This window comes from Stenotrophomonas maltophilia group sp. Smal32, assembly GCF_030237085.1.
GTDB lineage: Bacteria > Pseudomonadota > Gammaproteobacteria > Xanthomonadales > Xanthomonadaceae > Stenotrophomonas > Stenotrophomonas maltophilia_Q.
Genome location: NZ_JASJSI010000059.1, coordinates 1 through 25,756, shown reverse-complemented (window position 1 = coordinate 25,756; position 25,756 = coordinate 1). Strand labels below are relative to the sequence as shown.

The following is a 25,756-nucleotide window of genomic DNA, read 5'->3' as shown; positions in this document are numbered from 1 at the left end:
CGGGGCCGGACGGAAACCGGCCAGGGGCAGGATCAGCAGCAGGGGCAGCAGGCGTTTCATCGGGCTTCTCCAGCGGGGTTGGGTGAATGAACGCGCCGCAGGCCCTGACGGGGTTGACCGTTGGCACGGTAAACTGGCCCCGTTCATCGAAGGTTTCCCCACGCAGTCATGACGACCCGAGTCCTTACCGGCATCACCCCCTCCGGCACGCCCCACCTGGGCAACTACGTTGGCGCCATCCGTCCGGCCATCGCGGCCAGCCGCGCCCCGGGGATCGAGAGTTTCTTCTTCCTGGCCGACCTGCACAGCCTGATCAAATCCCAGGACCCGCAGCGCACCCAGCGCGCGACCCTGGAGATCGCGGCCAGCTGGCTGGCCTGCGGCCTGGACCCGGAACACGTGTGGTTCTACCGCCAGAGCGACATCCGCGAGACCACCGAGCTGATGTGGTTCCTGACCGCCATCGCCAGCAAGGGCATCCTCAACCGCGCGCACGCCTACAAGGCGGCGGTGGACAAGAACCGCGAGGAAGGCGTGGATGAAGATGCAGGCGTCAGCGCCGGCCTGTTCATGTACCCGGTGCTGATGGCCGCCGACATCCTGATCTTCAAGGCCAACCAGGTGCCGGTGGGCCGTGACCAGATCCAGCACATCGAGATGGCGCGCGATTTCGCCCAGCGCTTCAACCACGTGTACGGCAAGGAGTACTTCCCGCTGCCGGACGTGGTGATCGACGAGCAGGTGGCGACGCTGGCGGGCCTGGATGGCCGCAAGATGAGCAAGAGCTACCACAACACCATTCCGCTGTTCGTGCCGCGCGAGGAGCTGAAGAAGCTGGTGTTCTCGATCCTGACCGACTCGCGCGCACCGGGCGAGCCGAAGGACACCGAAGGCTCGGCCCTGTTCCAGATGTACCAGGCCTTCGCCACCCCGGAACAGACCGCCGAGTTCGCCAAGGCCTTTGCCGCCGGCATCAGCTGGGGTGATGCCAAGCAGCAGTTGTTCGAACGCATCGACAGCGAACTGTCGCCGCTGCGCGAGCGCTACAACGCGCTGATGGCCGAGCCGGAAAAGATCGAAGCGCTGCTCAAGCGCCGTGGCCAGCAGCTGCGCGAGCAGCTGGCGGCACCGCTGCTGGACGAGCTGCGCCATGCGGTGGGCCTGCGCGACCTGTCCACCGCGGGCGACATCGCCAGCGAGGACGCCGGCGTGGCCCGCGTGGCACCGCCGCTGTTCAAGCAGTACCGCGAACAGGATGGCCGCTTCTACTTCAAGCTGACCGCCGGCGACGGCACGCTGCTGATCCAGAGCGAAGGCTTCGATTCGCCACGTGACGCCGGCCAGCTGATCGCGGTGATCAAGCAGGCCGAGCAGGGCGACCAGCTGCAGAGCGAGCTGTTCAAGCTGGAGGCCGAGGTGGATGCGGTGCTGGCCGCGCTGGCGGCGCTGCGCGAAGCGGCCTGACCTGCTCGCCCTTGTAGAGCCGAGCCCACGCTCGGCTTGGCGGAAAAGCAGCCGAGCATCGGCTCGGCTCTACAGGGCATTGCACCCATGGCATGATGCCCACGCGCCTCCGGCGCGATGACATGGAGTCTGCGATGGCCTGGTTGTCGCTGCTGCTGTTCCTGCCCTGGTTCCTGCTGCTGGGCAGCCTGTACTGGCTGTTCCCGCGCCAGCCGCGTACTTCGCGCCGGCGCCTGTTCGATGGCACCACCCTGCTGCTGGCATTCGCGCTGAGCATCGTCTCGATGCTGTGGGGGCACCGCATCGGCGTGGTGCAGACCGGCGCTGGCGCTATCTGGCCACAGGTGCTGGCGGTGCTGTACGCCTATGGCGCGTTTCTGGCGGTGCTGGTGCTGGCGTTGCTGCTGCGGCCGCGCTGGCTGGACCGGTAACCCTGCCTCTGTAGAGTCGAGCCATGCTCGACTTCGCGTGCCCTCTGTAGAGCCGAGCCTAGGCTCGGCTGATGCCTGACAGAATGGCAGCCGAGCGTGGGCTCGGCTCTACAGAAGGCCCTCTCCGACCAAAGCCGCATCGAACCCGGGCCGCCCGCGCGCCTACCATGGGCGTCTGTTCCCGATCCTGCCAGGTGCGTGCCGATGACCGCCGACCCCAGCATCCACACCATCGATACCGGCTTCCAGCGCGCGGACTTCGATGCGGCCTACCTGATTGTTGAAAACGGCCGCGCGGCCTTCGTCGATTGCGGCACCGGCCTGTCGGTACCTGCGATGTTGCAGGCGCTGGCCAACGCCGGCCTGGGCGTGGAAGCGGTGGACTGGCTGCTGCTGACCCACGTGCACCTGGACCATGCTGGCGGCGCCGGTCTGCTGATGCAGCAGCTGCCCAACGCGAAGGCGGTGCTGCACCCGCGTGGTGCACCGCACATGATCGACCCGACCCGGCTGATTGCCGGCGCCACGGCGGTGTACGGCGCCGAAGAGATCACGCGCAGCTATGGTCGTATCGAGGCCATTCCCGAACACCGTGTGGTGGTGGCCGAAGACGGGCACCGCATCGATCTGGCCGGCCGCGAGCTGGTGCTCCTGCATACACCCGGTCACGCACTGCATCACTACTGCGTATGGGATGCGCGCAGCCGCAGCTGGTTCACCGGCGATACGTTCGGTATTTCCTATCGCGAGCTGGACAGCGCGCAGGGTGCTTTCATCTTCCCCACCTCGTCGCCGGTGCAGTTCGACCCGGAGGCGATGAAGACCTCGATCCAGCGCATGCTCGATTACGCACCGCAGGCGATGTACCTGACCCACTACGGCCGCGTGGAGCAGGTGCAGAAGCTGGCCGACGACCTGTTCGAGCAGATCGATGCAATGGCCACCATCGGCCGCCAGTGCGATGGCCGCCCGGACCGCCACCGCTGCCTGCTGGCCGCGCTGCAGGCGCTGTACCTGGAACGTGCACAGCTGCATGGCTGTGCGCTGGACGATGCGGCGGTGATCGCTGTTCTGGCGATGGACATCGAACTCAACGCGCAGGGCCTGGCCTGCTGGCTGGACCGCATCAGCAGGTAGACCCACGCCATGCGTGGATGACTTGAGCCCAGGCTGCGCCGCGATGTCACGACCACGTTACACTCTGGTGACTTCCGAGCCTGCCGTGGTACTGCCGTGAATCCGATGCGCGTGTTGCTGCTGTCGTCCTGCCTTTTCGTCGGTGGCCTGGCCCATGCGGCCAATGACCTGCCGGGTGGTGGCATCGATCCGCAGGCACTGTCGCGCCACGTGCGTGTACTGGCGTCGGACGGATTCGAGGGCCGCGCGCCGGCCACCGAGGGCGAGGAGCGCACCGTGCAGTACCTGATCGAGCAGTTCCGCAGCTACGGCCTGCAGCCGGGTGGCGTGGACGGCAGCTGGGTGCAGCCGGTGCCGCTGGTGCGTGCCCAGCTGGATGGCGCTGCCAAGGCCAGCCTGTCGCTGAAGCAGGGCAAGCGCGCGCTGGCTAACGGTGTGGACGTGACCCTGCAGAGCCTGCAGCCGCGCAAGCGCGTGCAGATCAAGGATGCGCCGCTGGTGTTCGTCGGCTATGGCATCGACGCACCGGAACGCCACTGGAACGATTACAAGGACGTGGACCTGCACGGCAAGATCGCCGTGGTGCTGATCAACGACGCCGATTTCGAGGCTGATGCACCGGGCGCGTTTGACGGCAAGGCGGTGACCTACTACGGCCGTTGGACCTACAAGTTCGAGGAAGCCGCACGCCGTGGCGCCGAGGGCGTGCTGATCGTGCACGAGACTGCACCAGCCGCCTATGGCTGGGCCACGGTGAAGAGCTCGGGCACTTCGCCGCTGTTCGACATCGAGCGCAGCCAGGCCGACGCAATGGCCCAGCACACGCCGCTGCGCGGCTGGATGCAGCGCGAACTGGCCGAGGCGATCTTCGCCGACGCCGGCCTCGATTTCGATGCCGAGAAGCGCAAGGCGATGCGCGCCGACTTTCGCCCGGTGGCGCTGGACAACGCCAAGCTGAGCGTGGACTTCGCGTTGAAGCGCGAACAGGTGGTGACCCGCAACGTGGTGGCCAAGCTGCCCGGTGGCGCGCATGGCGACGAGGCGGTGATCTTCTCCGCACACTGGGATGCCTTCGGCATCGGGCAGCCCGACGCCAAGGGTGACCGCATCCGGCGTGGCGCGATCGACAATGCCACCGGCGTGGCCACGGTGCTGGAACTGGGCCGCGTGTTCGCCGCCGGCCCGCAGCCCCAGCGCACGCTGTACTTCGTGGCGCTGACCGCTGAAGAGAAGGGTCTGCTGGGTGCCAGTTATTACGCCGCGCACCCGCTGGCGCCGCTGGACAAGACGGCGGCGGTGCTGAACATCGAGATGTTCAGCCCGGATGGCCCGACCCGTGACATCGCGTCGTGGGGCAAGGGCCGGGTGTCGCTGGAAGGCGACCTGGAACGCGTGGCCAAGGCCCGTGGCCGCAGCTACAGCCCGGACCCGAACCTGGAAGCCGGCTTCTTCTACCGCGCCGACCACTTCGCCTTCGCCCGCCTGGGCGTGCCGGCGATCACCATCGGCCCGGGCCTGGACAAGCTGGACGGTGGGGTTGAAGCCGGCCGCGCGCTGCGCGAGAAGTACTTCGCCGACTGCTACCACCAGGCCTGCGATGCCTGGACCCCGAGCTGGGACCCCAGCGGCCATGCCGCCGACACCCTGCTGGTCTACGACCTGGGCGCCGAGCTGGCCAACAGCCGCCGCTGGCCGACGTGGGAAAAGGAATCAGAGTTCCGCGGCGCGCGTGACAAGAGCGAATCCGCCCGCCGTTGATGGGCCGGCGGACGACGGTGTGCGTGTGTAGAGTCGACTGTCAGTCGACTATCGCGCGCAGCGCGGGGTTTTTCGCCATCTGATCGAAGAGCAGTCGACTGACAGTCGACTCTACCGTGCAGGCTCCATCCGAGCGGTGTTCCACAGCGGCCACCGGCATTGCACCGGTGGCCGCGATCACCACAGCGCCCTTACTTGCGGGTGCCGTCGAGCCAGTTCGGGCCCTTGTTGGTCAGGAAGAAGATGTAGACCACCAGCGAGACCGCGATCGTCGCGGTGACGTAGATGGCGAACCAGTCGACATGGCCGGTCTTCAGTGCGCCCTGGTACAGCAGCGGGGCGGTGCCGCCGAACAGCGAGTTGGCCAGCGCATAGCCCAGGCCCACGCCCAGTGCACGCACGTGGGTGGGGAACAACTCGGCCTTCACCACCGCGTTGATCGAGGTGTAGCCGGTGAGGATGACGAAGGCCAGTGCCAGGGTCAGGAACGCCAGCGTGGCGTCGTGCTGGTGCGGCAGCTGGGTGATCAGGTACCAGCTGTACACCACGCCGCCGACACCGAAGAACACCAGCAGGGTCTTGCGGCCGATGATGTCCGACAGCCAGCCCCCGACCGGCTGCAGCACCATCAGGAACGCCAGCACGCCCAGGTTGATCAGGGTACCGGTCATCGGGTCGTTGCCCGCGAAGGCGCTCTGGATCATCTTCGGGCCGTTCACCGAGTAGGTGTAGAAGGCCACGGTGCCACCGGCGGTGATCAGGAAGCACAGCAGCAGCGGCCGCCACTGGTGCACGAACAGCTCGTACATCGAGCCGGACTTCTGGGCCTTGCCCTCGCGTGCGGCTTCGATCGACGACTCCGACAGCGATTCGTCCATGCCGCGGCGCAGCCAGAACACCACCACCGCGGCGATGCCACCGATGCCGAAGGCGATGCGCCAGCCCCACTCGGAGATTTCCGGCTTGCCCCAGAAGGTCAGCATCAGCAGCAGGGTCAGCTGGGCCAGCACATGGCCACCGACCAGGGTGACGTAGTGGAACGAGGACAGGAAGCCGCGACGGCCCGGAATGGCGGCCTCGGACATGTAGGTGGCGCTGGCGCCGTATTCGCCGCCGGTGGCGAAGCCCTGCAGCAGGCGCGCGAACAGCAGGATGACCGCTGCCCAGATGCCGATGCTGGCCGCCGTGGGCGTAATGGCGATCAGGAACGAGCACAGCGCCATCAACGTGACCGAGACGGTCAGGGCCAGGCGGCGGCCGTGGCGGTCGGCGAAGCGGCCGAAGAACCAGGCACCGATGGGGCGCATCAGGAACGTGGCGGCGAAGATCGCCCACACGTACATCGTGGAATTCTTGTCGTCCGGCGAGAAGAACTGTGATTCGAAGTACACGGCGAATACCGAGTACACGTAGACGTCATACCACTCCACCAGGTTGCCGGCGGAGCCTTTGAGGGTATTGGAGATCGACCGCCGCAGGGCGGCGCGGTCGTTCGCGGGTACGGCGGGTTGGGACGTGGTGCTCATCTGGGTGGGAATCCTCGATGCGGCGCGTCCGTGCGCAGGGAAAACGGCGCCCGGCCTTGGGGCGGCGCGGCCGGGCAGCCCTCTTGGTACTGCATCAGCCGTCAACACGGGGTAGCAGACCAGAGCAGGGTGCATGGATGGATGACAGCGTGCCACCGTACGGGGTGCCGGACCATACTCAAAACGTCCTAGAATCCGCCTTCCCCCGGCTCCCTGGTGTGTCATGTCGGCTCCCCCCTCTTCGTCTGCGGCTGCCCCCCGGGGTGGCCTTGTCGCGCTGGCATTGCTGCTGGTCTACGTGGTCTGGGGCTCGACCTACCTGGGCATCGCCAAGGCCCTGCACGGCGGCGCACTGCCGCTGACGATGGTCTCCGGCAGCCGGTTCATCATTGCTGGCGGCCTGATGTTCCTTGCCCTGCGCCTGTTCTGGAAGCTGCCGAACCCGACGCTGCGGCAATGGCGCAATCTGGTGGTGATGGGCGTGACCATGCTGGTGCTGGGCAACGGCATGGTGGTGCTGGCCGAGCGTGAGGTGTCCTCGGGCCTGGCCGCGACCGCGGTGGCCTCGGTGCCGCTGTGGATGGCGCTGTTCTCGGCGCTGCGCGGGCAACATGCCAGCCGCGGTGAGTGGCTGGGCATCGCCATCGGCTTCCTCGGCGTGGTCTGGCTCAATGCCGGCAGCAGCCTGACGGCCTCGCCGACCGGGCTGGTGCTGCTGCTGATCGCGCCGGTCGGCTGGGCCTTCGGTTCGGTGTGGGCACGCGGCCTGGACCTGCCGGGCCCGTTCATGACCGCCGCCGGGCAGATGATCTGCGGCGGCGTGCTGCTGGTGCTGATCGGCCTGGCGGTCGGCGAGCGCCCGACCACGCTGCCCGATACCGGCGGCCTGCTGGCGATGGCGTACCTGTGCGTGTTCGGTTCCATCGTCGCCTTCACCGCCTACGTGTGGCTGCTGCAGAACGTGCGCCCGGCGCTGGCCGGCAGCTATGCCTACGTCAATCCGGTGATCGCGGTGCTGCTGGGCGCGCTGCTCAATGGCGAGCGATTCGGCTGGCGCGACCTGCTGGCGATGGTGGTGATTCTTCTGGGTGTGGTGGTGCTGACGATGGCAAGGACGAGAAGGAAATGAGCATGGATGAGAAAGAACAACGCCGGGGTCTGCTGGTCACTGCGTCCACCTTCGTGATCTGGGGCCTGGTGCCGGTGTACTGGCACCTGCTCAACGAGGTGCCTTCGTTCCAGATCATCGCCCACCGCATCATCTGGAGCACCGTGCTGGTGCTGGGCTGGCTGTTGATCAGCGCGCGCCTGGACTGGTGGCAGAAGATTGCCGCACAGCCGCGCGCGCTGCCGATCCTGCTGGTGTCCAGCTTGACCATCGCCTTCAACTGGGGCCTGTACATCTGGGCGGTCAACGCCGGCCATGTGATCGAGACCAGCCTGGGCTACTTCATCAACCCGCTGGTGAACGTGCTGCTGGGCGTGATGGTACTGAAGGAGCGCCTGCGCCGCCTGCAGTGGGTGGCCGTGGCGATGGCAGCGGTGGGCGTGGCCTGGCTGACCATCGATGCGGGCACGCCACCGTGGATCGCGCTGGGCCTGGCCTGTTCGTTCGGCCTGTATGGCCTGCTGCGCAAGCTGGTCTCGGTCGATCCGGTGGCCGGCCTGGGCGTGGAGAGCATGTACCTGTTCCTGCCGGCGCTGGCGTTTGCGATCTGGGCCGAGAACGGCCATGGCGGCGCGTTCTTCCACGGCTGGGGCTGGCGCAACGACCTGCTGCTGATCTTCGGTGGCGCGGTCACCGCAGTACCGCTGATCGGCTTCGCCTACGGCGTGAAGCGCATTCCGCTGTCACTGGTCGGCATCCTGCAGTACATCGCGCCGAGCCTGCAGCTGCTGCTGGGCGTGTTTTTCTTCCATGAGGCGTTCGATACCGCCAAGGCGATCGGCTTCGCAGCGATCTGGGCCGGCCTGGTGCTGTTCGTCGGCGACAACATCCGCACGATGCGCAAGCGGTAACGGCGCCGGGGTCGGATCCCTCCGCAACGCGGAGGGCGCTGACCCCCTGTTCCTCGCCGCCTGGGGTCATAGCCCTTCGCCGGGCGAAGGGATCCGACCCCGCTTCGGCGCGAAAAAGAACGGCGCCCCGAAGGGCGCCGTTCTGCTTCCATCCACCGCCAGGAGAGAGAGATGGCGGTGGCGGGAACGCGGTTGCAGGCTTAGAAGCGCTGCTGGTACTTCATGTACATGAAACGACCGATGTCGAAGCCACCGTAGTAGGTGAAGCTGCTGTTCGGCTGGCTGTACATGATCGGACCCTGGTGGTCGAAGACGTTGTTCACGCCCAGCGACACGGTGCCGTCCCACGGCAGGGCATAACGCACCTGCAGGTCGTGGAAGGTGTTGGAACCCACCTTGTTGGTCGGCGAGGCATCGGTGTAGGCCGAGCTGAAGCCCGGCATGTTGCACTCGTCCATGTAGGAGCACTTCTCCTTCATGCTGGAGTAGTAGCGCGCGGTCCAGCCGATGCCCAGGTTGCCGTACTGCCAGTCCAGGTTGAAGGTCGAACGCACGCGGAAGTTGCCGCCCCAGCTGGTCAGCTGCTCCACCGGCGTGGTGGCGGCGTTGTCATTGCGCTGCTCCAGGTAGTCGGTGTAGGTGGTGTTCCAGGTAACGGCGAACTTGCCGAACGCGGTTTCCGGCAGGCGGTAGCGCGCGCTGATGTCATAGCCGGCGGTTTCGCGGTAGCCGGCGTTGACCAGCGAACGGTCCAGCGCGTTGACCTGACCGTTGCTGCCACGGGTGAAGCGGCCGCAGGCGGCGTCCGAGCCCTGCACGTAGCACTGTTCCAGGATGTTGGTGGCCGACTCGCCAACGATGGCGTTGTCGATGCGGATCTTCCACCAGTCCAGGCTGACGTCCAGGCCCTGCACGAAGTCGGGGCTGTAGACCAGGCCCACAGTCCAGGTCTTGGCGGTTTCCGGCTTCAGGTTCGGGTTGGAACCGGAGTTGAAATCGGTGGTGGCCTGCTGGCCCGGCTTGCTGGCCACGGTGCCGTCGCTGTTGAGCTGGCGGAAGTTGGCCGGCACCTTCAGGGCCTTGCAACGGGCAGCCACGGCGGCGCTGCTTGCAGCGGTGCCGAACGAGGTATCGCACGGATCGGTGAACGAATCACGGGTGCTGACAGTGCCGCCGTACAGGTCGTCCACGGTCGGTGCACGGAAGCCGGTGCCATAGGTGGCGCGCACCAGCAGGCTGTCGATCGGCTTCCACTTCACGCCGAACTTGCTGTTGGTGGTCGAACCGAAGTTGTTGTAGTCCGAATAGCGACCCGCGACATCCAGCGACAGTTCGCGGGCGAACGCCATGTCGGCCAGCAGCGGCACCTGCATTTCCAGGTAGACCTCGTTGAGCGAGTAGTCGCCCTGGGTCGGCTTGCCGGTGGTGCCGGCGATCTGGCCGTTCTGCACCATCAGGTCCGGGGTGTAGCGTGCTTCTTCGGTGCGGTGCTCGAAGCCCATCGCAGCCATGATGTCGCCGGCCGGCAGCGAGAACAGCGAACCGGAGATGTTGGCGCTGGCCACCTTGGTGGTGGTCTGGCTCTTGTCCACGTAGCGGGCGAACAGGTAGTCCTGCACGTCCTGGTTGCTCAGCGAGCCCGGGCCGGTGTAGCCCATCGGCGCGGCCGGGTTCCACGGCACGCAGCCGGCGATCACCGCGTCGCGGGTACCGCAGTAGGCCACGCCGTTCTCGATGAAGGACGGGCCGACGGCCAGGTTGACGTTCGGCTGGTACATGCTGCCGGTACCAACGCGCTCGCCTTCATTGCGGTTGTAGGTGTAGCTGACGTTCCAGTCCCAGTAGCGCGAGCCGGTTTCGAAGCTGCCTTCCAGGCCCAGACTGCCGCGCTTGGTTTCCAGGGTGTTCTCGGTGCCACGCAGCATTTCTTCGGTGCGGTGCGAGAACAGCACGTCCTGCTGCCACAGGTTGAACGCGCTGTCCTTGGACAGAGCGGCGCGGCTGCCGTTGCGCGCCTGTGTGGCGGTGACCGAGTACGGGTAGCCGGCCAGGTGCTTGGTGGATTCGCGCTTGCTGTACATGGCATCGGCAAGGATGCGCAGGTCATCGGTGATCGAGAAGCCGCCGTTGGCGAACACCGAAGTGCGCTCCAGGCCGGTCAGCAGGCTCATGTTGGTCTTGGTGTTGGCACCATCGGCCGGGTTCGGCGCATGGAAGTTGCTGGCGGTGGTCGGGTCGCCGCCCGGGCCGACGGTCAGCGACTTGCCGCCGACGGTGACGCTGCCCCACGGCGTGGTGCCGTTCAGGCCATCGTTCGGGTGGCGCGGGCCGTTGACGTAGCGGCTGAACTCGCGCGCGCCGCCCATCACTTCGTCTTCCTTGGTGCGCTCGGCACCGACGCTGAACCAGCCGCGGTCGAAGGTCTTGCCGAAGGTGGCACTGTAGGAGCGCTTCTGACCGTCGCCTTCGCCGTACTGGCCGACGTAGACGCTGGCTTCGGCACCATCGAAGTTCTTGCGGGTGATGATGTTGACCACACCGGCGATGGCGTCCGAGCCGTACAGTGCCGAAGCACCGTCAGTCAGCACTTCCACGCGCTCGACGATGGCCGACGGGATCGAGGCCAGGTCGGAGTAGCCACCTGCGCTGACGCCCATGCGGCGGCCGTCGATCAGCACCAGGCTGCGTTCCGGGCCGAGGTTGCGCAGGCTGACGTACGTGCCGCCGAAGTCGCGCGAAGAACTCAGCGACGACGAGCGGCTCAGGCTCGGAGCACCGGCGGCGGTGACGTCCTGCAGGATGTCGGCGACGTTGATGTAGCCCTTCTTCTCGATCTCGGCGCGGCTGAGCGCGACGACCGGCTGTGCGGTCTCGACACTGGCCTGGCGGATGCGCGAGCCGGTGATTTCGATGCGATCGAGGTTGGTCGGGGTATCGCCGGCGCTCTGTGCGAAGGCGGGGGTGGTGCAGCTGGCGGCGAGCGCGATGACGATCGCGTTGCGCAGCGGATTGGTTTTCAGGGACATCCGTGACATCTCGTGTTTCAGGAAAAACAAGCGCCCGTTCTATGGGCGCGTGGGGTGCTGCAAACCAACGTGGGGGCCGGGATTCTAGAGTGTTTCCATTCGTAACTGTTTGTCGCCATGCCGCTGAATGTGCGCGAAGATGAATCGCAACCAACAATCCACAGATGCGATGTGCGCGGCGTCACGCACGTTGCGTGCGCGATGGGCAGAGGCATCGATAGCGGCAGATTTGTGGATATCTGTAGCCGCGCGTGTGCGCACGCTTCCATCCACGCATGGCGTGGATCTACTGGATCCAGATTGGGGTCAGATCCCTTCGCGCAGTGAAGGGATCTGACCCCACCAATGAAAAAGGGACGAAGCTCCCGCTTCGTCCCCCTGCAACGTGCGCGTTGTATCGCTGCGAAATGCTCAGGTTTCGCGCAACGCCGTGGTGATCGGCAAACGTGCCGCGCGCAGCGCCGGGAACAGGCCACCGACCAGGCCGATGCCCAGTGCCCATTTCAGGCCGGTCCACAGCAGTTCCGGCGAAACATGGAACTTGAACACCACCGCGCTGAAGTTGCTGCCGATGGTGGACACGCTGTAGCCATTGAACAGCAGCCACGCCACCGCGCACCCCAGCAGGCCGCCCAGCAGCGCCAGCAGCATCGTCTCCAGCATCACCGCAGTGACAACCGGCAGGCCACGGAAGCCGATCGCGCGCATGGTGGCGATCTCGCGCGCACGCGTGGCAACAGCCGCATACATGGTGTTGAGTGCGCCGAACACCGCACCCACCGCCATGATCGTGCCGATCACCTTGCCGAGGATGTCGATCAGCTTGGTCAGCCCGCCGCCCTGCTTGCTGTAGTAGACACGGGTGGTTTCCACGTCCAGCTTCAGGCGCGGGTCGGCGGCGACCGCCGCCTTGAACTGCTCGAAGCCGGCCTTGCCATCGGTACGCACGCTGATCGACTGCCAGGCGCTGCGCTGGTAGGTGGTGGCCAGCGTATCGGCGTCGGTCCACAGTTCCGAATCATGCGCATCGCCGGTGGCGAACACGCCGACCACGGTCCAGGTCTGGTTGCCCAGCGTCAGCGTCCTGCCCACGTCCATGTCGCGGAACTGGCCCTTGGCACCCTGGCCGACCACGATCTCGCGCAGGCCGGTGGCGAACTTGCGGCCTTCGATGATCTTGACCTTGTCATGTACTGCCCAGGCCTGCGGACCAACGCCGCGGAACTGCGCGTTGACGTCGGTGCCGTCGGACTTCGATACCAGGTTGACCACCTGCGACAGCTCCGGCGACAGCAGCGGCCGGCCTTCGCCATCGCGGCTGATGCCGGGCAGGGTGGACAGCGTGGGAACCTGTTCGCGGGTGATGACCGAATTGGTCTCGGCCTGCGAGCCACCGCGCAGCACGATGGCGGTGGTGTCATCGCCGGTATTGTTGAGCGTGGCTTGGAAACCTTCGCCCATCGCCAGCATCGCCACCAGCACGCCGACCACGCCGGCGATGCCGACCACGATCACCGAGGACGCACCCCAGCGCTGCGGCAGGCTGGCCACGCCGATGCGGGTGGCCGCCAGTGCCAGCCGTCCGCCACGGGTCAGCAGCAGCCACAGCGCCACCAGCACGGCCACGGCCAGCACGCCAACCCACGGCAGGCTGATCCACAGCACCAGGCCGATCGCCAGCAGCAGCACCGTCACACCGTTGCCCAGCCACTTCTTGAGTTTGCTCTTGAACATGTCGGTGTCCTCCTCAGCGGCCGGCCAGTGCGTCGACGATCTTCAGGCGCTTGGCACGCAGCGCCGGCAACAGGCCGACGATGATGCCGATCACCACGATCAGGCCCAGCCCCATCAGCCAGGTCGGCGTCGGTACGTGCGGCGGCAACATGCCCATGCTCTTCGGCCCGATCGCTGGGAGGATCAGCGCGGCCAGGCCCATGCCGATCAGGCCACCCAGGCCGATCAGCAGCACCGACTCCACCATCACCAGGGTCAGCACGGTGCTGTCCTTGAAGCCCAGCGTCTTCAGCGTGGCCAGCTCCGGCACGCGCTCGCGCACCGCCTGCGCCATGGTGTTGCCGGTCAGCAGCAGCAAGGTGAAGAACACCGCGCCCATGATCGAAGTGACGATCATGCCGATGTCGGCGAACTGCTTGACGAAGGCCTGCTGGAACGCTGATTCGGTCTGGGTCTTGGTCTCGTGGTCGGAGTTGGCCGAGATCGCATCGATCGCCTGCGCCACCCGCGAGGAATGGTCCAGATTGTCCAGCGTCACCGTGTACCAGCTCACCTGGTTCTTGATGTAGTCGTTGGATTCATCGAAGTACTTCCAGTTCATCATCAACTGGCGTTCTTCGTTGGCGGCCAGCGCGCGGTCCTTGGAACGGTAGATGCCCTTCAGTTCCAGCGGCCAGTCGTTGCTGCCACCACGCGGGAAGATCGTGGCCTGCAGCGGGATGGTGTCGCCGATCTTCCAGCCGAACTGCTTGGCCAGCGATTCGCCGACGATGGCGCCGGTGCGGGTCTGTTTCCAGTCTTCCAGCTGCGCCGGATCGATCTGCAGCTCGCGGTAGACATCGAAGTAGTTGGGCGACACCGAGAAGTTCGGGAAGAAATTCTTCGGGTCCTGGTAGATGCCACCAAACCACATGCCATAGGCCACGTCACGCACCCCGGCTACCTGGCGGATCTGGGTTTCCAGCCGGATCGGCAACGACTGGGTGATCGATAGCCGCGAGGCCACCACCAGGCGGTTGGCGCCTTCCACGCTGCCGCCGGACGAGAACGCCACGCGCACCGAGTCGAGCATGCCGAACAACAGGAACGCGGCCACCACCGACAGCAGGGTCAACAAGGTGCGCGTGCGGCTGCGGAACAGCTGCGCCCACACCAACGAGAAGTATTTCATCGCGGTGGCCTCCGTCAGTGGGCCAGCGGCGCGTCGGCCAGCTCGCCCTTGTCCAGGTGCACCGTGTGCGTGGCGTACTCGGCGGCCTTCGGGTCATGGGTGACCATGATGATGGTCTTGCCGTGCTCACGGTTGAGCTGCTGCAGCAGGCCGAGAATCTCCTCGGCCGATTGGCGGTCGAGGTCGCCGGTCGGTTCGTCGCAGATCAGGAAGGTCGGGTCGGAGACGATCGCGCGGGCGATCGCCACGCGCTGCTGCTGGCCGCCGGACAGTTCATTCGGGCGGTGGCTGCGGCGGTCGGCCAGGCCGACCAGGGTCAGGGCGATCTCCGCATTGCGGCGGCGCTGCGCCGCATTGAGGTGGGTCAGCAGCAGCGGCAGCTCCACGTTCTTCTGCGCGGTCAGCATCGGCATCAGGTTGTAGAACTGGAACACGAAGCCGACGTGGTGGCTGCGCCAGGTCGACAGCTGGCCGCCGCTCATCTGGTCGATGCGCTCGCCTTCGATGCTGATTTCGCCGCCACTGGGGTTGTCCAGGCCGCCGATCAGGTTGAGCAGGGTGGTCTTGCCGGAACCAGACGGACCCATCAGCGCCACGAAGTCGCCGCTGGCGATGTCCAGGTCGATGCCGTGCAGCACCTGAACTTTCTCGGGGCCACGCTGGTAGGTCTTGGTGATGTTGCGCAGTGAAACCAGGGTCGACATGGGGGGTTCTCCACGGAAGGCGGGAAACGGGGACGCGCGCCGGCGGTGGCCGGGGGCGTGCGTCGAGCGGTGCTGCCGGCGGCGCCCACGGGCGCCAGGCCGTTACTGCGCTTGTTTCTGTTGCACCTTGGCGCCATCGCGCAGGGTGTCTGGCGGGTTCACCACCACCGATTCACCTGCGCTCACGCCCTTGAGGATCTGGCGGTCCTTGCCCATCGCCTGGCCTGCTTCGACCGTGCGCTGCTGCACGCGGCTCTCGTCACCCAGCACGAAGGCCACCGACGTGCCGTCGCGCTGGACCACCGCGCCGCCCGGCACGCGCACGCCCTGCGGCTTGGTCGCCGCCTGCGGCTGCGCCTGTTCGAGGAAGCTGACCCGCACGCCCATCTCCGGCACGATGCGCGGGTCTTTCACCTTCAGCGCCACGCGCACCTTCACCGTGGCCTTGCCGCGGTCGGCGGTGGGGATGATGGCGATCACCTCGCCCGGGATCTTCCACTCCGGGTAGGCATTGAGCGTGGCTTCCACCGGCATCTTCGGCTGCACGCGGCCGATGAAGGCCTCGCCGACCTCGACTTCGATCTCCAGCGAATCCATGTCGACGATGGTGCCGATGCCGGTACGGGTGAAGCCACCGCCGGCCGACAGCGGCGAGACGATCTCGCCCGGCTGCGCCGCCTTGGCGGTGACCACGCCGGAGAACGGCGCGCGCACTACGTTGTTGTCCACGCCCAGGTCGGCGATGGCCAGCTGGTCGTGTGCCACCTTGACGTTGCGCTGCGCAGTGTCCAGCTGTGCGCGCAGGCTGTCGCGCTGGGCCACGGCCTGGTCGTACTGCGAGCGCGACACCAGCTGCTGGCCGACCAGCGCCTGCAGGCGGCTGGCCTCGGCGGCGGCCTGCTTCTGCTGTGCTTCCAGCCCGGCCACCTGGCTGCGTGCGGCCTGCAGCTGCGAGGCATACAGGCTGCGCTGCGCATCGGCATCGATCGGGTCCAGGGTGGCCATCACCTGGCCGGCTTCGACCCGCATGCCTTCCTCGATCATCACCTCGCGCACCTTGCCGGTGATCTTGGCCGATACCGTGGCCATGCGCCGGGCGACCACGTAGCCACTGGCGTCAAGCACCGAACTGCTGGCGCTGCCCTGCTGGATGGCTACCGCGGGTGCGGTTTCCACCTCAACGGCCGGGGTGCGGCCGAACAGCGCGAAGGCGCCGGCGGCCAGCAGCACGGCAATCACGACAATCGTGATCCACAGCCAGCGCCGACCGCCGCCATTGCCACCGGAGGGCGGCTGTGGCGACTTGCGGTCGATACGGAGTTCCTTCAACAGCTCGGCAGAAGCGTTCATTCGTTCCATCACAGACGTTCGGGCGGGTGTGGCCGGAAGAGCGGACGGCGGCGGTTCCGGCGGTGGAGCGTGCGGCACAGCATGAAGGCAGGCACAGCGATGACGGCAGTGACAGCTGTCATCCGATGACACTGACGGCGGCAACTGCGAAATGTGACCACGGCGGCACAGGATGGCAACGTCCCCGCTACCGGTACCGCCCATGGATCCGATCGCCCCGTCGCTGGCCCGCCTGCAGCAGGTGCAGGTGCGCTATCGCGACCATACCGCCCTGCATGGCATCGACCTGCAGGTCCGCGCTGGCCAGGTGCTGGCATTGCTGGGCCGCAACGGTGCCGGCAAGAGTACCGCGATCAGCGTGCTGTTGGGCCTGCGCCGCGCCGACGCCGGCCAGGTCGAGCTGCTCGGTGGCGACCCGCAGCAGCGTGCCAGCCGCCTCGGCCTGGGCGTGATGCTGCAGAGCACGAACCTGCCGCCGATGCTGCAGGTGGACGAGCTGGTGGCCCAGGCCAGTGCCTGCTACCCCGACCCGATGCCGTTGCAGGAGGTACTGCAGCGCGCCGGACTGCAGGCGCTGGCGGGCCGCCGCTACGGCCAGCTGTCCGGTGGCCAGCAGCGCGCCGTGCAGTTCGCCAACGCACTGTGTGGGCGCCCGCGCGTACTGTTCCTGGACGAGCCCACCACCGGGCTGGACATCCAGGCGCGGCAGACCATGTGGCAGGCCATCCGGCAGCTGGTGGCCGAAGGCTGCGGCGTGCTGCTGACCACCCACTACCTGGAGGAGGCCGAGGCATTGGCGCAGCAGGTGGTGGTGCTGGAACAGGGCCGGGTGTTGGCCGACGCGCCGCTGGCCGAACTGCGCCTGGCCGAGCGGCCGCGTCGCATCCGCTGCCGCAGCGTGCTGTCCGCTGAAGAGGTGCAGTACTGGCCGGGCGTGCAGCAGGTGCAGCGCGACGGCGAGCATCTGCAGCTGCTGGCGAGCCCGGCCGAGCCGGTGGTGGCTCGCCTGCTGGCCGCCGATGCGCAGCTGCGTGAACTGGAAGTACAGGGCGCGGCGCTGGCCGATGCCTTCCTCGACCTGACCCGGGAGGCCGCATGAATACCCTGAATCCGACTGCCGCCGCTGCGCGTCCGGTATCGACCTGGCGGCGCGCGCTGCGCCCGTACCGTGCCGAACTGCAGGCCGAGCTGCGCCGCGCCTGGCGTACACCCGCCTTCGCCGTACCCTCGCTGCTGTTCCCGGTGCTGTTCTACCTGTTGTTCGGCGTGTTGTTGGGCCGCGGCCATGCACCGCTGTACCTGCTGGCCACCTACTGCATGTTCGGTGCGATGGCGCCGGCCCTGTTCGGCTTCGGCGTGCAGCTGGCGCTGGACCGTGAAGGCGGCCTGCTGACCCTCAAGCGCGCGCTGCCGATGCCGGCGGCGGCACCGTTGCTGGCGCGACTTGCGATGGCCGTGATGTTCGCGCTGCTGGTGGCCGCTCTGTTGATCGGCGTGGCGCGCGCGATGGGTGGCGTGCAGCTTCAGGCGGTGCAGATGCTGCAGCTGATGGCGGTGGCGGGGCTGGCCGCGCTGCCGCTGGGGGCGATCGGCCTGCTGATCGGAAGCCATGTCAGCGCCAGTGCGGCGCCGGCGATGGTCAACCTGGTCTACCTGCCGCTGGCGCTGCTGTCCGGCCTGTGGCTGCCGCTGTCGGCGCTGCCGAAGGTGTTTTCGACGATGGCCCCGCTGTGGCCGACCTGGCACCTGGCCCAGCTGGCGTTGCCGGTGGTGGGGCTGCCGTCGGTGGGCAGCGTCTCCGGCCATCTGCTGGTGCTGCTGGCGGTCACCCTTGTGGCGTTGCTGCTGGCGCGTCGCCGCCTGCGCCGGATCGGCTGAACTGGCATGATCGGCAGCGATCGTCCCCGCCTGGATCACCCCGTGTCGTCGAGCTGGCTTGCTTCCCTGCTGCGCCCCGCACCGGACTCGGCAGTGGCCGACAACCTGCGCCGCGGCAAACCGGCCTGGGCCGATGCCATCCACCTGCTGTGGACGGTGTGGGTGTTCATGACGCCGCTGTTCTCCGGGGGCTACACACTGCGCTGGCTGTGGTTCACCCTGGCCAGCTATCCGCTGTTCCTGGTGCTGTATGCGCGCCTGCTGCTGTCGCCGCGGCACCATGCGCCCCGCTATGCACTGGCGATGACCGCGCTGGCGATCGTGCTGGTGCCCTGGTACCCATCGGGCATCAGCTACTTCATCTTCGGCTGCGTGATGCTGCGGGTCTGCGGGCGCAGCAGCTGGTGGCGCTATCTGTTGCTGCTGGCCGCGCTCAACGCGATGTTCTACCTGGTGGCCTACCTTGCGCACTACCCGTGGCAGAGCCTGGTCTGGGTGCCGGCGGTGTCGTTCATCATCGGCATGGTGGTGAACGTGGAGACGGTGAACAAGGAAAAGGACGCCGCACTGCAGCTGTCGCAGGAGGAAGTGCGGCGGCTGGCGACCACCGCCGAGCGCGAGCGCATCGGCCGCGACCTGCACGATCTGCTGGGCCATACCCTGTCGCTGATCACCTTGAAGCTGGAGCTGGCGCGCAAGCTGCACGACCGTGGCGATGCACGTGCGCGGCAGGAGATCGGCGAGGCCGAGGACATCGCGCGTGAGGCACTGGCGCAGGTGCGCAGTGCGGTCACCGGCATCCGTGCCAGCGACCTGGCGGGCGAACTGGCCTCGGCACGCCTGCTGCTGGAATGCCAGCAGGTGCACCTGCACTATGCGTCGCCACCGGCAATGCCGGTGGACGTCGAACGTGGCCTGGCGCTGGTACTGCGCGAAGCGGCCACCAACATCGCCCGGCATGCGCAGGCAACGCAGGCGCGGGTGGATTTCATGCTGGAAGGAAGGATGTTGGCGATGCAGATCCGCGACGATGGCCGCGGCGGTGTGCAGGCCGAAGGCAATGGCCTGTGCGGGATGCGTGAGCGGGTGGCGGCGCTGGGCGGGCAGTTGCAGGTGCAGTCTGCGAAGGGCGAGGGCACGGTGCTGACCGTGCGCGTGCCTGTGGGCGCGGCCACCACACCGCTGCCGCCGGGCGCGCCGCCGACGCTGGCAGCGGGCGGTGCCGCATGATCCGCATCCTGCTGGCTGAAGACCAGGCGATGGTGCGGGGTGCGTTGTCCGCGCTGCTGGGCCTGGAGCCGGACATCGAGGTGCTGGGCAGTGCTGCCGACGGCGAGGCCGCCTGGCGCATGCTGCAGCAGCTGCAGCCGGACATCCTGGTGACCGACATCGAGATGCCGGGCCTGTCGGGGCTGGAGCTGGCGCAGCGCATCGCCCGCCATGAGTTGCCGATCAAGGTGGTGATCGTGACCACCTTCGCCCGCGCCGGTTTCCTGCGCCGCGCGCTGGAAGCGGGCGTGCTGGGCTACCTGTTGAAGGATGCGCCGGCGGAGAACCTGGCTGAGGCCCTGCGCAAGGTAAAGCAGGGCATCCGCGCGATCGATCCGCAGCTGGCGCTGGATGCGTGGTCGCAGGCCGATCCGCTGACCGACCGCGAGCGCCGCGTCCTGCGGCTGGCAGGCGAGGGCCGTACCGCCAGTGAGATTGCCGAACAGCTGGGGCTGTCGCACGGCACGGTACGCAATTACCTGTCCGAGTGCATCGGCAAGCTTGGCGTGGCCAACCGGATCGAGGCGTACCGGCTGGCGCGGCAGAAGGGGTGGTTGTAGGGGAGTACTGCTTTTCCTGGTGATGTCGTTTCCGTGACCGCGGAGGGGTGTCACTTTCTTTGCTCGTGCAAAGAAAGTAACCAAAGAAACACGCCGCCAGATCGCGAGCCGGCGCTGCGCGCCGGGGGCCGGCGGGTCGCGGGGCTTCACGGGGCGGCGCCCCCCTCGCTGCGGGGCGTGCGGCGCGGCGCGTGCGGCCGGCGGGCGCGGGGGGGGCGCGGGGCGCGCCGGGGGGGCCGCGGGGCGGCCCCCGCCGCTACCCGATAACGGAAAACGCCGCCCTGGGGCGGCGTTTTCCGTTCTGCTTACTTACCGCCGAGGCGTTCCCACAGGAAGCTGTAGGCCAGCGCCGACATGTGTGCGGCCTGCGCGTTGTTGGCTGCGCCGCCGTGGCCACCTTCGATGTTCTCGTAGTAGGTCACGTCCTTGCCGGCGTCGATCATCTTCGCCGCCATCTTGCGGGCATGGCCCGGGTGCACGCGGTCATCGCGGGTGGAGGTGGTGAACAGCACCGGCGGGTAGTTCTTCTTCGCGTCGAACAGGTGGTACGGCGAGAAGGTCTTGATGAACTCCCAGTCGCTGGTATCCGGGTTGCCGTACTCGGCCATCCACGACGCACCGGCCAGCAGGTGGCTGTAGCGCTTCATGTCCAGCAGCGGCACCTGCACCACCACCGCACCGAACAGCTCCGGGTACTGGGTCAGCATGTTCCCGGTCAGCAGGCCACCATTGCTGCCGCCCTGCACACCCAGGTGCTTGGCGGTGGTGATCTTGCGCTTGACCAGATCGCGTGCCACGGTGGCCATGTCTTCATAGGCCTTGTGGCGGTTCTGCTTCAGCGCCGCCTGGTGCCAGCGCGGGCCGTACTCGCCGCCGCCACGGATGTTGGCAACCACGTACACGCCGCCCTTCTCCAGCCAGGCGCGGCCCATGCCACCGGAGTAGCCCGGGGTCAGCGAGATTTCGAAACCACCGTAGCCATACAGCAGGGTCGGGTTGGAGCCGTCCAGCTTCATCGCCTTGTCGTGCACCACGAAGTACGGCACGCGGGTTCCGTCCTTGCTGGTGGCGAAGTGTTGCTCGATCACCTTGCCCTTGGCATCGAAGAAGGCCGGCATGGTCTTCAGCGTTTCCGGGGCCTGTCCGATCTCGGCCAGCGCCAGGGTGGTCGGGGTCAGGTAGTCGGTGGCGGTCAGCCACACCGCGTCGCTGTCGTTGCTGTCGACCGCGGACACGCCCAGCGTGCCGAAGGCCGGCGCGCCGACGAAGCGGCTGGTCTGCCAGCCATTGGCGCCCGGGGTCAGCACCGACAGGCGGTTCTTGACGTCATCCAGCACGTTCAGCACCAGATGGCTCTTGGTCCAGGTGGCGCCGGCCAGCGAGGTGGTCGCAGTCGGGGTGAACAACACGTCGAACTCGCGCTTGCCGGCCAGGAAGTCATCCAGCCTGGTCGCCAGCAGCGAACCGGACGCATAGGTCTTGCCACCCACGGTCCACGGATCACGCAGCTCCAGGGTCAGCCACTGCTTGTGCAGGCCCTTCTCGGCCGAGTTCGGCGCGTCGATCTTGGTCAGCGTGCCATCGTCGCCGCGCAGGTAGATCTCGTTGTTGTAGAACGCCAGCGTGCGGCTGACCAGGTTGCGTTCGAAGCCCGGAGTGTCATCGTGCATCGCCGCGATGTACATGTCTTCCGGCTTGCCTTCATACACCACGCTGGCGGAGGCCATCGGCGTACCACGCTTCCACAGCTTGGCCACGCGCGGGTAGCCGGAGGTGGTCATCGAGCCGGCACCGAAGTCGGTGTAGACGAACACGGTGTCGCGATCGATCCAGTTCAGGCCACCCTTCGACTCGGGACGGAAGAAGCCGTCCTTGATCCAGCTCTTGCTGGATAGATCGAATTCGCGGGTGACGTCGGCATCGGCACCACCGCGCGACAGCGCGATCAGGCAGCGGCTGTAGTCCGGGCGCAGGCAGTCGGCGCCGTGCCAGACCCAGTTCTCGCCCTCGGCCTTGTTCAGCGCATCCAGGTCGAGCACGGTTTCCCACTGCGGCGAGGCCTTGCGGTACTCGGCCAGCGTGGTGCGCCGCCACAGGCCGCGCTCGTGCTGCTGGTCCTTCCAGAAGTTGTAGTAGTAGTCGCCGATCTTCTGCACGGCGGGAATCTTGGCGTCGGAGTCGAGCACCTCGCGGATGCTGGTCTCCATCTGCTTGAAAGCCGGGGTCTGCGCCAGGCGCGCTTCGGACTTGGCGTTCTGTTCCTTGACCCAGGACAGCGGCTTGTCGCCGGTGACGTCCTCCAGCCAGGCGTAGCGATCGGTGTCTTCAGCGGCCACGGCGGTCCCCACCGAGGCAGCGGTCATCATGCCGGCCAACAGGCAGGCGGAAGCGAGTCGAGACATTGCAGCTCCAGGCAGTCATAAGCCGTGGAACGCTAGCATGGATCGCTGCAGCCGCCCCCGTGTCGAAGGTCAGGCCGCGGCGGTCGAGCTACGGCGGCCACCACGGACGGCGCCACGGCCGCGGCGTCGCGCCTGTCCACCGGTGCGACGGGCCAGCCGCAACCACGACAGGCGCGGCGCAGGGAAGCGCAGCAGCGCCCACCAGGCCACCAGCGGCATGCCCACCAGCCACATCGGCAGCCAGCCCAGCCAGGCGTTGCTGCCACGCGCGGCTGGCCAGACCAGTACCAGCGCCAGGCCGGCCAGAGCGACCTGACGCACGCTGCGCAGCAGGCGCGGATGGGCGCGTTCAATGATGACGCGTTCAGTTGCAGGGCGACGAACGGAACGAGCGTTCATGGGGCTTCTCCGGTGGACAATGCAACACAGCTTGGGCAAGGCCCTTCTCACAGGTTGCGACACCATTGACGGATCGCGTGCACACAGTCGACCATGCGCGTGCAAGCCCACTGGAGCCCGCTCCCGCATGACTTCGATCCGCCCGCTCTGCGCCGCGCTGCTGGCCCTTTCCCTGGCCGGCCCCGCCGTGGCCGCCAGTGAGCCGCCGTCGCCCCGTACCAGCGCCTCTGGTGCGGCTGCCCTGGACGCACCGATCGACCTGAAGCGCTTCATGGGCACCTGGTACGTGATCGGCCGCGTGCCGAACTTCATCGAACGTGGCCATGTCGCCAGCGTCAACGAGTACGAACTGCGCGACGCACACAAGGTCGGCATCACCTACCGCTACCGTGATGGCTTCGGCGAACCGCTGCAGGAAGTGCGTGCCCGCGCCAGCGTCGACCCGGACAGCGGCAACCACGGCTGGCGTACCTGGTTCTACCGCGTCGTGCCGACCCATTCGCGGGTGCTGGAAGTGGCACCGGATTATTCCTGGGCGCTGATCGGCTACCCCGGCCGTGAGATGGCCTGGATCTTCTCGCGCACCCCGGACATGGACAAAGGCCTCTACAAGGAGCTGGCCGAGCGCCTGCGCGACGAGTACGGCGTGAACACCGACAAGCTCAAGCGCGTGCCGCAGCACCCCGAGCAGGTCGGCAAGCTGGGCTACGAAGTGCCGAACGTGCGTTGACCGCATGTGGAATAGCCGGCCAGCGGCCGGCACTACCGTTTCCAGACAATGGGTTAGAGCCGGCCGCTGGCCGGCTGCCGCGATGCACCGGGCGACGCCGGGGCAGCACGGGGCGCCGCGTCATTTGCGGCTGTAATGCGCGACCAGGCGGTCGCCGAGCATCTGCAGCAGCTGCACCAGGATCAGCAGCAGGACCACCGTGACCAGGGCCACGTCGGTGTGCGAGCGCTGGTAGCCATCGCGGAACGCCAGGTCGCCGAGGCCACCGGAACCGATCGCGCCGCCCATCGCCGTGAAACCAATCAGCGCCACGGTGGTGACCGTCGCACCGGCAATCAGGCCGGGGCGCGCTTCGGGCAGCAGCACGCGGGTGACCAGCTGCCAGGTGGTGGCGCCCATCGCCTGGGTCGCCTCGATCACGCCCCGGTCGACTTCACGCAGCGCGGTCTCGACCAAGCGCGCATAGAATGGTGCCGCGCCGATCACCAGCGGCACGATCGCACCGCGCACGCCCAGCGAGGTTCCCATCAGGAGCAGGGTGACCGGGATCAGCACGATCATCAGGATGATGAAGGGCACCGAACGCAGCAGGTTCACCACCAGCGCCAGCACGCCATAGGCGAACGGCCGGCGCTTCATCTGCGGTGCGCCGAACAGGTACAGCAGCACACCCAGCGGCAGGCCGATGGCCAGGGTCAGCGGCAGCGAACCGAGCAGCATCAGCAACGTGTCGATGGTGGCCTGGCCGATGTCGGCCCACTTGCCCGCATCCAGGTGGCGGAAGAAGCCGCCGGCAGTAGCGATGATCATCGACGCAGCTCCTCAACATGCACGCCGGCGGCCACGAACGCGGCCTGCGCGGCGGACTGGTCGCCGCCCACCAGGGCGACCACCAGCTGGCCATACGGGGTGTCCTTGATCCGGTCGATACGGCCGGACAGGATGTTGTAGTCGACCCCGGTCTGCCGCGCGACGCTGCCGAGCAGGGGTTCGTAGGTGTCGCCGCCGAGGAAGGTCAGGCGCACGATGCGGCCCCCGACCACGTCGAAATCGCGGTGCAGCGCGCCCTCGTCCACATGCTCCGATTCGCTGACGAACCGGCGCGTGGTCGGGTGCTGCGGGTGCAGGAACACGCGGGTGACCGGCCCGGTCTCGACCATCTGGCCGGCGTCGAGCACGGCCACGCGGTCGCAGACGCGGCGGATCACATCCATCTCATGGGTGATCAGCACGATGGTCAGGCCCAGCTCGCGATTGATCTTCGACAGCAGCGACAGCACAGACGCGGTGGTCTGCGGGTCAAGCGCACTGGTCGCCTCGTCGCACAGCAGGATCTGCGGACGGGTCGCCAGCGCACGCGCAATGCCCACGCGCTGCTTCTGTCCGCCGGACAGCTGTGCCGGGTACTTCTGCGCATGCGCTTCCAGGCCAACGGTCTGCAGCAGCTCGGCCACACGCGCGTCGATTTCCGCTTTCGGCGTGCCGGCCAGCTCCAGCGGGAAGGCCACATTGCCGGCCACGGTGCGCGAGGACAGCAGGTTGAAGTGCTGGAAGATCATGCCGATGCGCCGGCGCAGCGCGCGCAGGCCGTCCGCGTCCAGCGCGGTGACATCCTCGCCGCCGATCAGCAGACGGCCACCGCTGGGCTCTTCCAGGCGGTTGATCATGCGGATCAACGTCGACTTGCCGGCGCCGGAATGGCCGATGATGCCGAATACCTCACCAGCTTCGATGGTCAGGTCCAGCGGTTGCAGCGCGCTGACTTCGCGGCCGGCAACGGCATAGGATTTGTGCAGGCGCTGGAACTCGATCACGGGCGTGGCTCACCGGCTGGGTGACGGAAGGGGGCGTGCAGCCTACCAGCGCCGGCGCTCGCGCGCCCGCGCCATGGGCCAGAATGTTATTCCTTTTGGTTCTAAGGCGCCCGTGACGGTGATTGAGCCGAGGTCAGAGCCCCTGCGGGGCTCCGGCCCCCGGGGCGGCTGCCCCCCCGGGGGGTGGGCCCCATACCCCGCCCCCCCCCCCGCCGGTATTTTAATCCGCCTAGGGCGGTGCCTCCCGTTCAACCCCTCCCCGGGGACCAAGGAAAACCCCCCACCCAACAATAAAAGCCCACCCCACCACCTTTTTTCGTACGGCTGCTTGCCCGCCTAAGGCATGGTCCTACCCAAAACCCACACAACGGCCCGTTTATTAAA

Annotated in this window: 21 protein-coding genes; 11 read left to right on the top strand and 10 right to left on the bottom strand. The window is 67.2% G+C overall.

The window, feature by feature from the left end; translation table 11 throughout:
* Window positions 1–168 precede the first annotated feature (168 nt).
* From QRO91_RS14415 to QRO91_RS14400, 4 genes are all read left to right on the top strand, one after another.
* Entirely contained in the window at window positions 169–1,464 is a 1,296-nt protein-coding gene (locus QRO91_RS14415) for a tryptophan--tRNA ligase (RefSeq protein WP_197619903.1), read from the top strand.
* Window positions 1,465–1,598: 134 nt separating this feature from the next.
* Complete coding sequence (locus tag QRO91_RS14410; RefSeq protein ID WP_197619904.1) at window positions 1,599–1,895, top strand: hypothetical protein; 297 nt, start codon at window positions 1,599–1,601, stop codon at window positions 1,893–1,895.
* Window positions 1,896–2,099: 204 nt separating this feature from the next.
* Window positions 2,100–3,032, top strand: a complete 933-nt coding sequence (locus QRO91_RS14405) for an MBL fold metallo-hydrolase (protein ID WP_197619905.1) — start codon at window positions 2,100–2,102, stop codon at window positions 3,030–3,032.
* Window positions 3,033–3,137: 105 nt separating this feature from the next.
* A complete protein-coding gene (locus tag QRO91_RS14400; protein ID WP_049431486.1) occupies window positions 3,138–4,790 on the top strand; it encodes a M28 family metallopeptidase in 1,653 nt (550 codons plus the stop codon).
* Window positions 4,791–4,981: 191 nt separating this feature from the next.
* On the opposite strand, the gene QRO91_RS14395 is transcribed toward QRO91_RS14400, so the two are convergent.
* On the bottom strand, window positions 4,982–6,316 hold the full coding sequence (locus tag QRO91_RS14395; RefSeq protein WP_049431487.1) for an MFS transporter: 1,335 nt from the start codon (window positions 6,314–6,316) through the stop codon (window positions 4,982–4,984).
* 223 nt (window positions 6,317–6,539) lie between these two features.
* Here QRO91_RS14395 and yedA point away from each other — a divergent pair, with 223 nt between their 5' ends.
* The gene (gene yedA / locus QRO91_RS14390) at window positions 6,540–7,445 is read left to right on the top strand and encodes a drug/metabolite exporter YedA (protein WP_049431490.1); all 906 of its coding nucleotides are present in this window, start codon (window positions 6,540–6,542) and stop codon (window positions 7,443–7,445) included.
* On the top strand, window positions 7,442–8,335 hold the full coding sequence (gene rarD / locus QRO91_RS14385; RefSeq protein ID WP_049431492.1) for an EamA family transporter RarD: 894 nt from the start codon (window positions 7,442–7,444) through the stop codon (window positions 8,333–8,335). Before yedA ends, rarD begins: the two co-directional genes overlap by 4 nt.
* Window positions 8,336–8,535: 200 nt before the next feature.
* Here rarD and QRO91_RS14380 read toward each other — a convergent pair whose 3' ends face one another.
* From QRO91_RS14380 to QRO91_RS14360, 5 genes are all read right to left on the bottom strand, one after another.
* The gene (locus QRO91_RS14380) at window positions 8,536–11,361 is read right to left on the bottom strand and encodes a TonB-dependent siderophore receptor (protein ID WP_197619906.1); all 2,826 of its coding nucleotides are present in this window, start codon (window positions 11,359–11,361) and stop codon (window positions 8,536–8,538) included.
* 411 nt (window positions 11,362–11,772) lie between these two features.
* Window positions 11,773–13,095, bottom strand: coding sequence for an ABC transporter permease (locus tag QRO91_RS14375; protein WP_049431500.1), 1,323 nt, complete (start codon window positions 13,093–13,095; stop codon window positions 11,773–11,775).
* 13 nt (window positions 13,096–13,108) lie between these two features.
* The gene (locus QRO91_RS14370) at window positions 13,109–14,266 is read right to left on the bottom strand and encodes an ABC transporter permease (RefSeq protein ID WP_197619908.1); all 1,158 of its coding nucleotides are present in this window, start codon (window positions 14,264–14,266) and stop codon (window positions 13,109–13,111) included.
* Between the two features lie 14 nt (window positions 14,267–14,280).
* Window positions 14,281–14,970 (bottom strand): ABC transporter ATP-binding protein, encoded by a 690-nt coding sequence (locus tag QRO91_RS14365; RefSeq protein ID WP_004137569.1) that lies wholly within the window; start codon window positions 14,968–14,970, stop codon window positions 14,281–14,283.
* A 102-nt stretch (window positions 14,971–15,072) separates the two neighbouring features.
* Window positions 15,073–16,320 (bottom strand): efflux RND transporter periplasmic adaptor subunit, encoded by a 1,248-nt coding sequence (locus tag QRO91_RS14360; protein WP_049431503.1) that lies wholly within the window; start codon window positions 16,318–16,320, stop codon window positions 15,073–15,075.
* A gap of 202 nt (window positions 16,321–16,522) precedes the next feature.
* Here QRO91_RS14360 and QRO91_RS14355 point away from each other — a divergent pair, with 202 nt between their 5' ends.
* From QRO91_RS14355 to QRO91_RS14340, 4 genes are read left to right on the top strand one after another with little or no spacing between them, the layout of a single operon-like run.
* Window positions 16,523–17,419 carry an ABC transporter ATP-binding protein gene (locus QRO91_RS14355; protein ID WP_100443745.1) on the top strand — a complete coding sequence of 299 codons (897 nt, stop codon included), beginning with the start codon at window positions 16,523–16,525 and terminating at the stop codon, window positions 17,417–17,419.
* Window positions 17,416–18,198, top strand: a complete 783-nt coding sequence (locus QRO91_RS14350; protein ID WP_197650424.1) for an ABC transporter permease — start codon at window positions 17,416–17,418, stop codon at window positions 18,196–18,198. Before QRO91_RS14355 ends, QRO91_RS14350 begins: the two co-directional genes overlap by 4 nt.
* A gap of 6 nt (window positions 18,199–18,204) precedes the next feature.
* Window positions 18,205–19,428 carry a sensor histidine kinase gene (locus tag QRO91_RS14345; RefSeq protein ID WP_197619909.1) on the top strand — a complete coding sequence of 408 codons (1,224 nt, stop codon included), beginning with the start codon at window positions 18,205–18,207 and terminating at the stop codon, window positions 19,426–19,428.
* Entirely contained in the window at window positions 19,425–20,027 is a 603-nt protein-coding gene (locus QRO91_RS14340; RefSeq protein WP_025878350.1) for a response regulator transcription factor, read from the top strand. The genes QRO91_RS14345 and QRO91_RS14340 overlap by 4 nt, the downstream gene beginning before the upstream one ends.
* 305 nt (window positions 20,028–20,332) lie before the next feature.
* Here QRO91_RS14340 and QRO91_RS14335 read toward each other — a convergent pair whose 3' ends face one another.
* Both QRO91_RS14335 and QRO91_RS14330 read right to left on the bottom strand, forming a co-directional pair.
* Window positions 20,333–22,429 carry a prolyl oligopeptidase family protein gene (locus QRO91_RS14335; RefSeq protein WP_197651073.1) on the bottom strand — a complete coding sequence of 699 codons (2,097 nt, stop codon included), beginning with the start codon at window positions 22,427–22,429 and terminating at the stop codon, window positions 20,333–20,335.
* A gap of 69 nt (window positions 22,430–22,498) precedes the next feature.
* The gene (locus tag QRO91_RS14330) at window positions 22,499–22,828 is read right to left on the bottom strand and encodes a hypothetical protein (RefSeq protein WP_049429252.1); all 330 of its coding nucleotides are present in this window, start codon (window positions 22,826–22,828) and stop codon (window positions 22,499–22,501) included.
* A gap of 127 nt (window positions 22,829–22,955) precedes the next feature.
* Between QRO91_RS14330 and QRO91_RS14325 the strand changes: the two genes are divergently transcribed.
* Window positions 22,956–23,558: a lipocalin family protein gene (locus QRO91_RS14325; RefSeq protein ID WP_049411005.1), complete on the top strand. Its 603-nt coding sequence runs from the start codon at window positions 22,956–22,958 to the stop codon at window positions 23,556–23,558.
* Window positions 23,559–23,678: 120 nt separating this feature from the next.
* On the opposite strand, the gene QRO91_RS14320 is transcribed toward QRO91_RS14325, so the two are convergent.
* Together QRO91_RS14320 and QRO91_RS14315 are read right to left on the bottom strand one after the other, a co-directional pair.
* Window positions 23,679–24,368 carry a methionine ABC transporter permease gene (locus QRO91_RS14320; RefSeq protein ID WP_049429251.1) on the bottom strand — a complete coding sequence of 230 codons (690 nt, stop codon included), beginning with the start codon at window positions 24,366–24,368 and terminating at the stop codon, window positions 23,679–23,681.
* Window positions 24,365–25,372: a methionine ABC transporter ATP-binding protein gene (locus QRO91_RS14315; protein ID WP_010481369.1), complete on the bottom strand. Its 1,008-nt coding sequence runs from the start codon at window positions 25,370–25,372 to the stop codon at window positions 24,365–24,367. The genes QRO91_RS14320 and QRO91_RS14315 overlap by 4 nt, the downstream gene beginning before the upstream one ends.
* Window positions 25,373–25,756 lie beyond the last annotated feature (384 nt).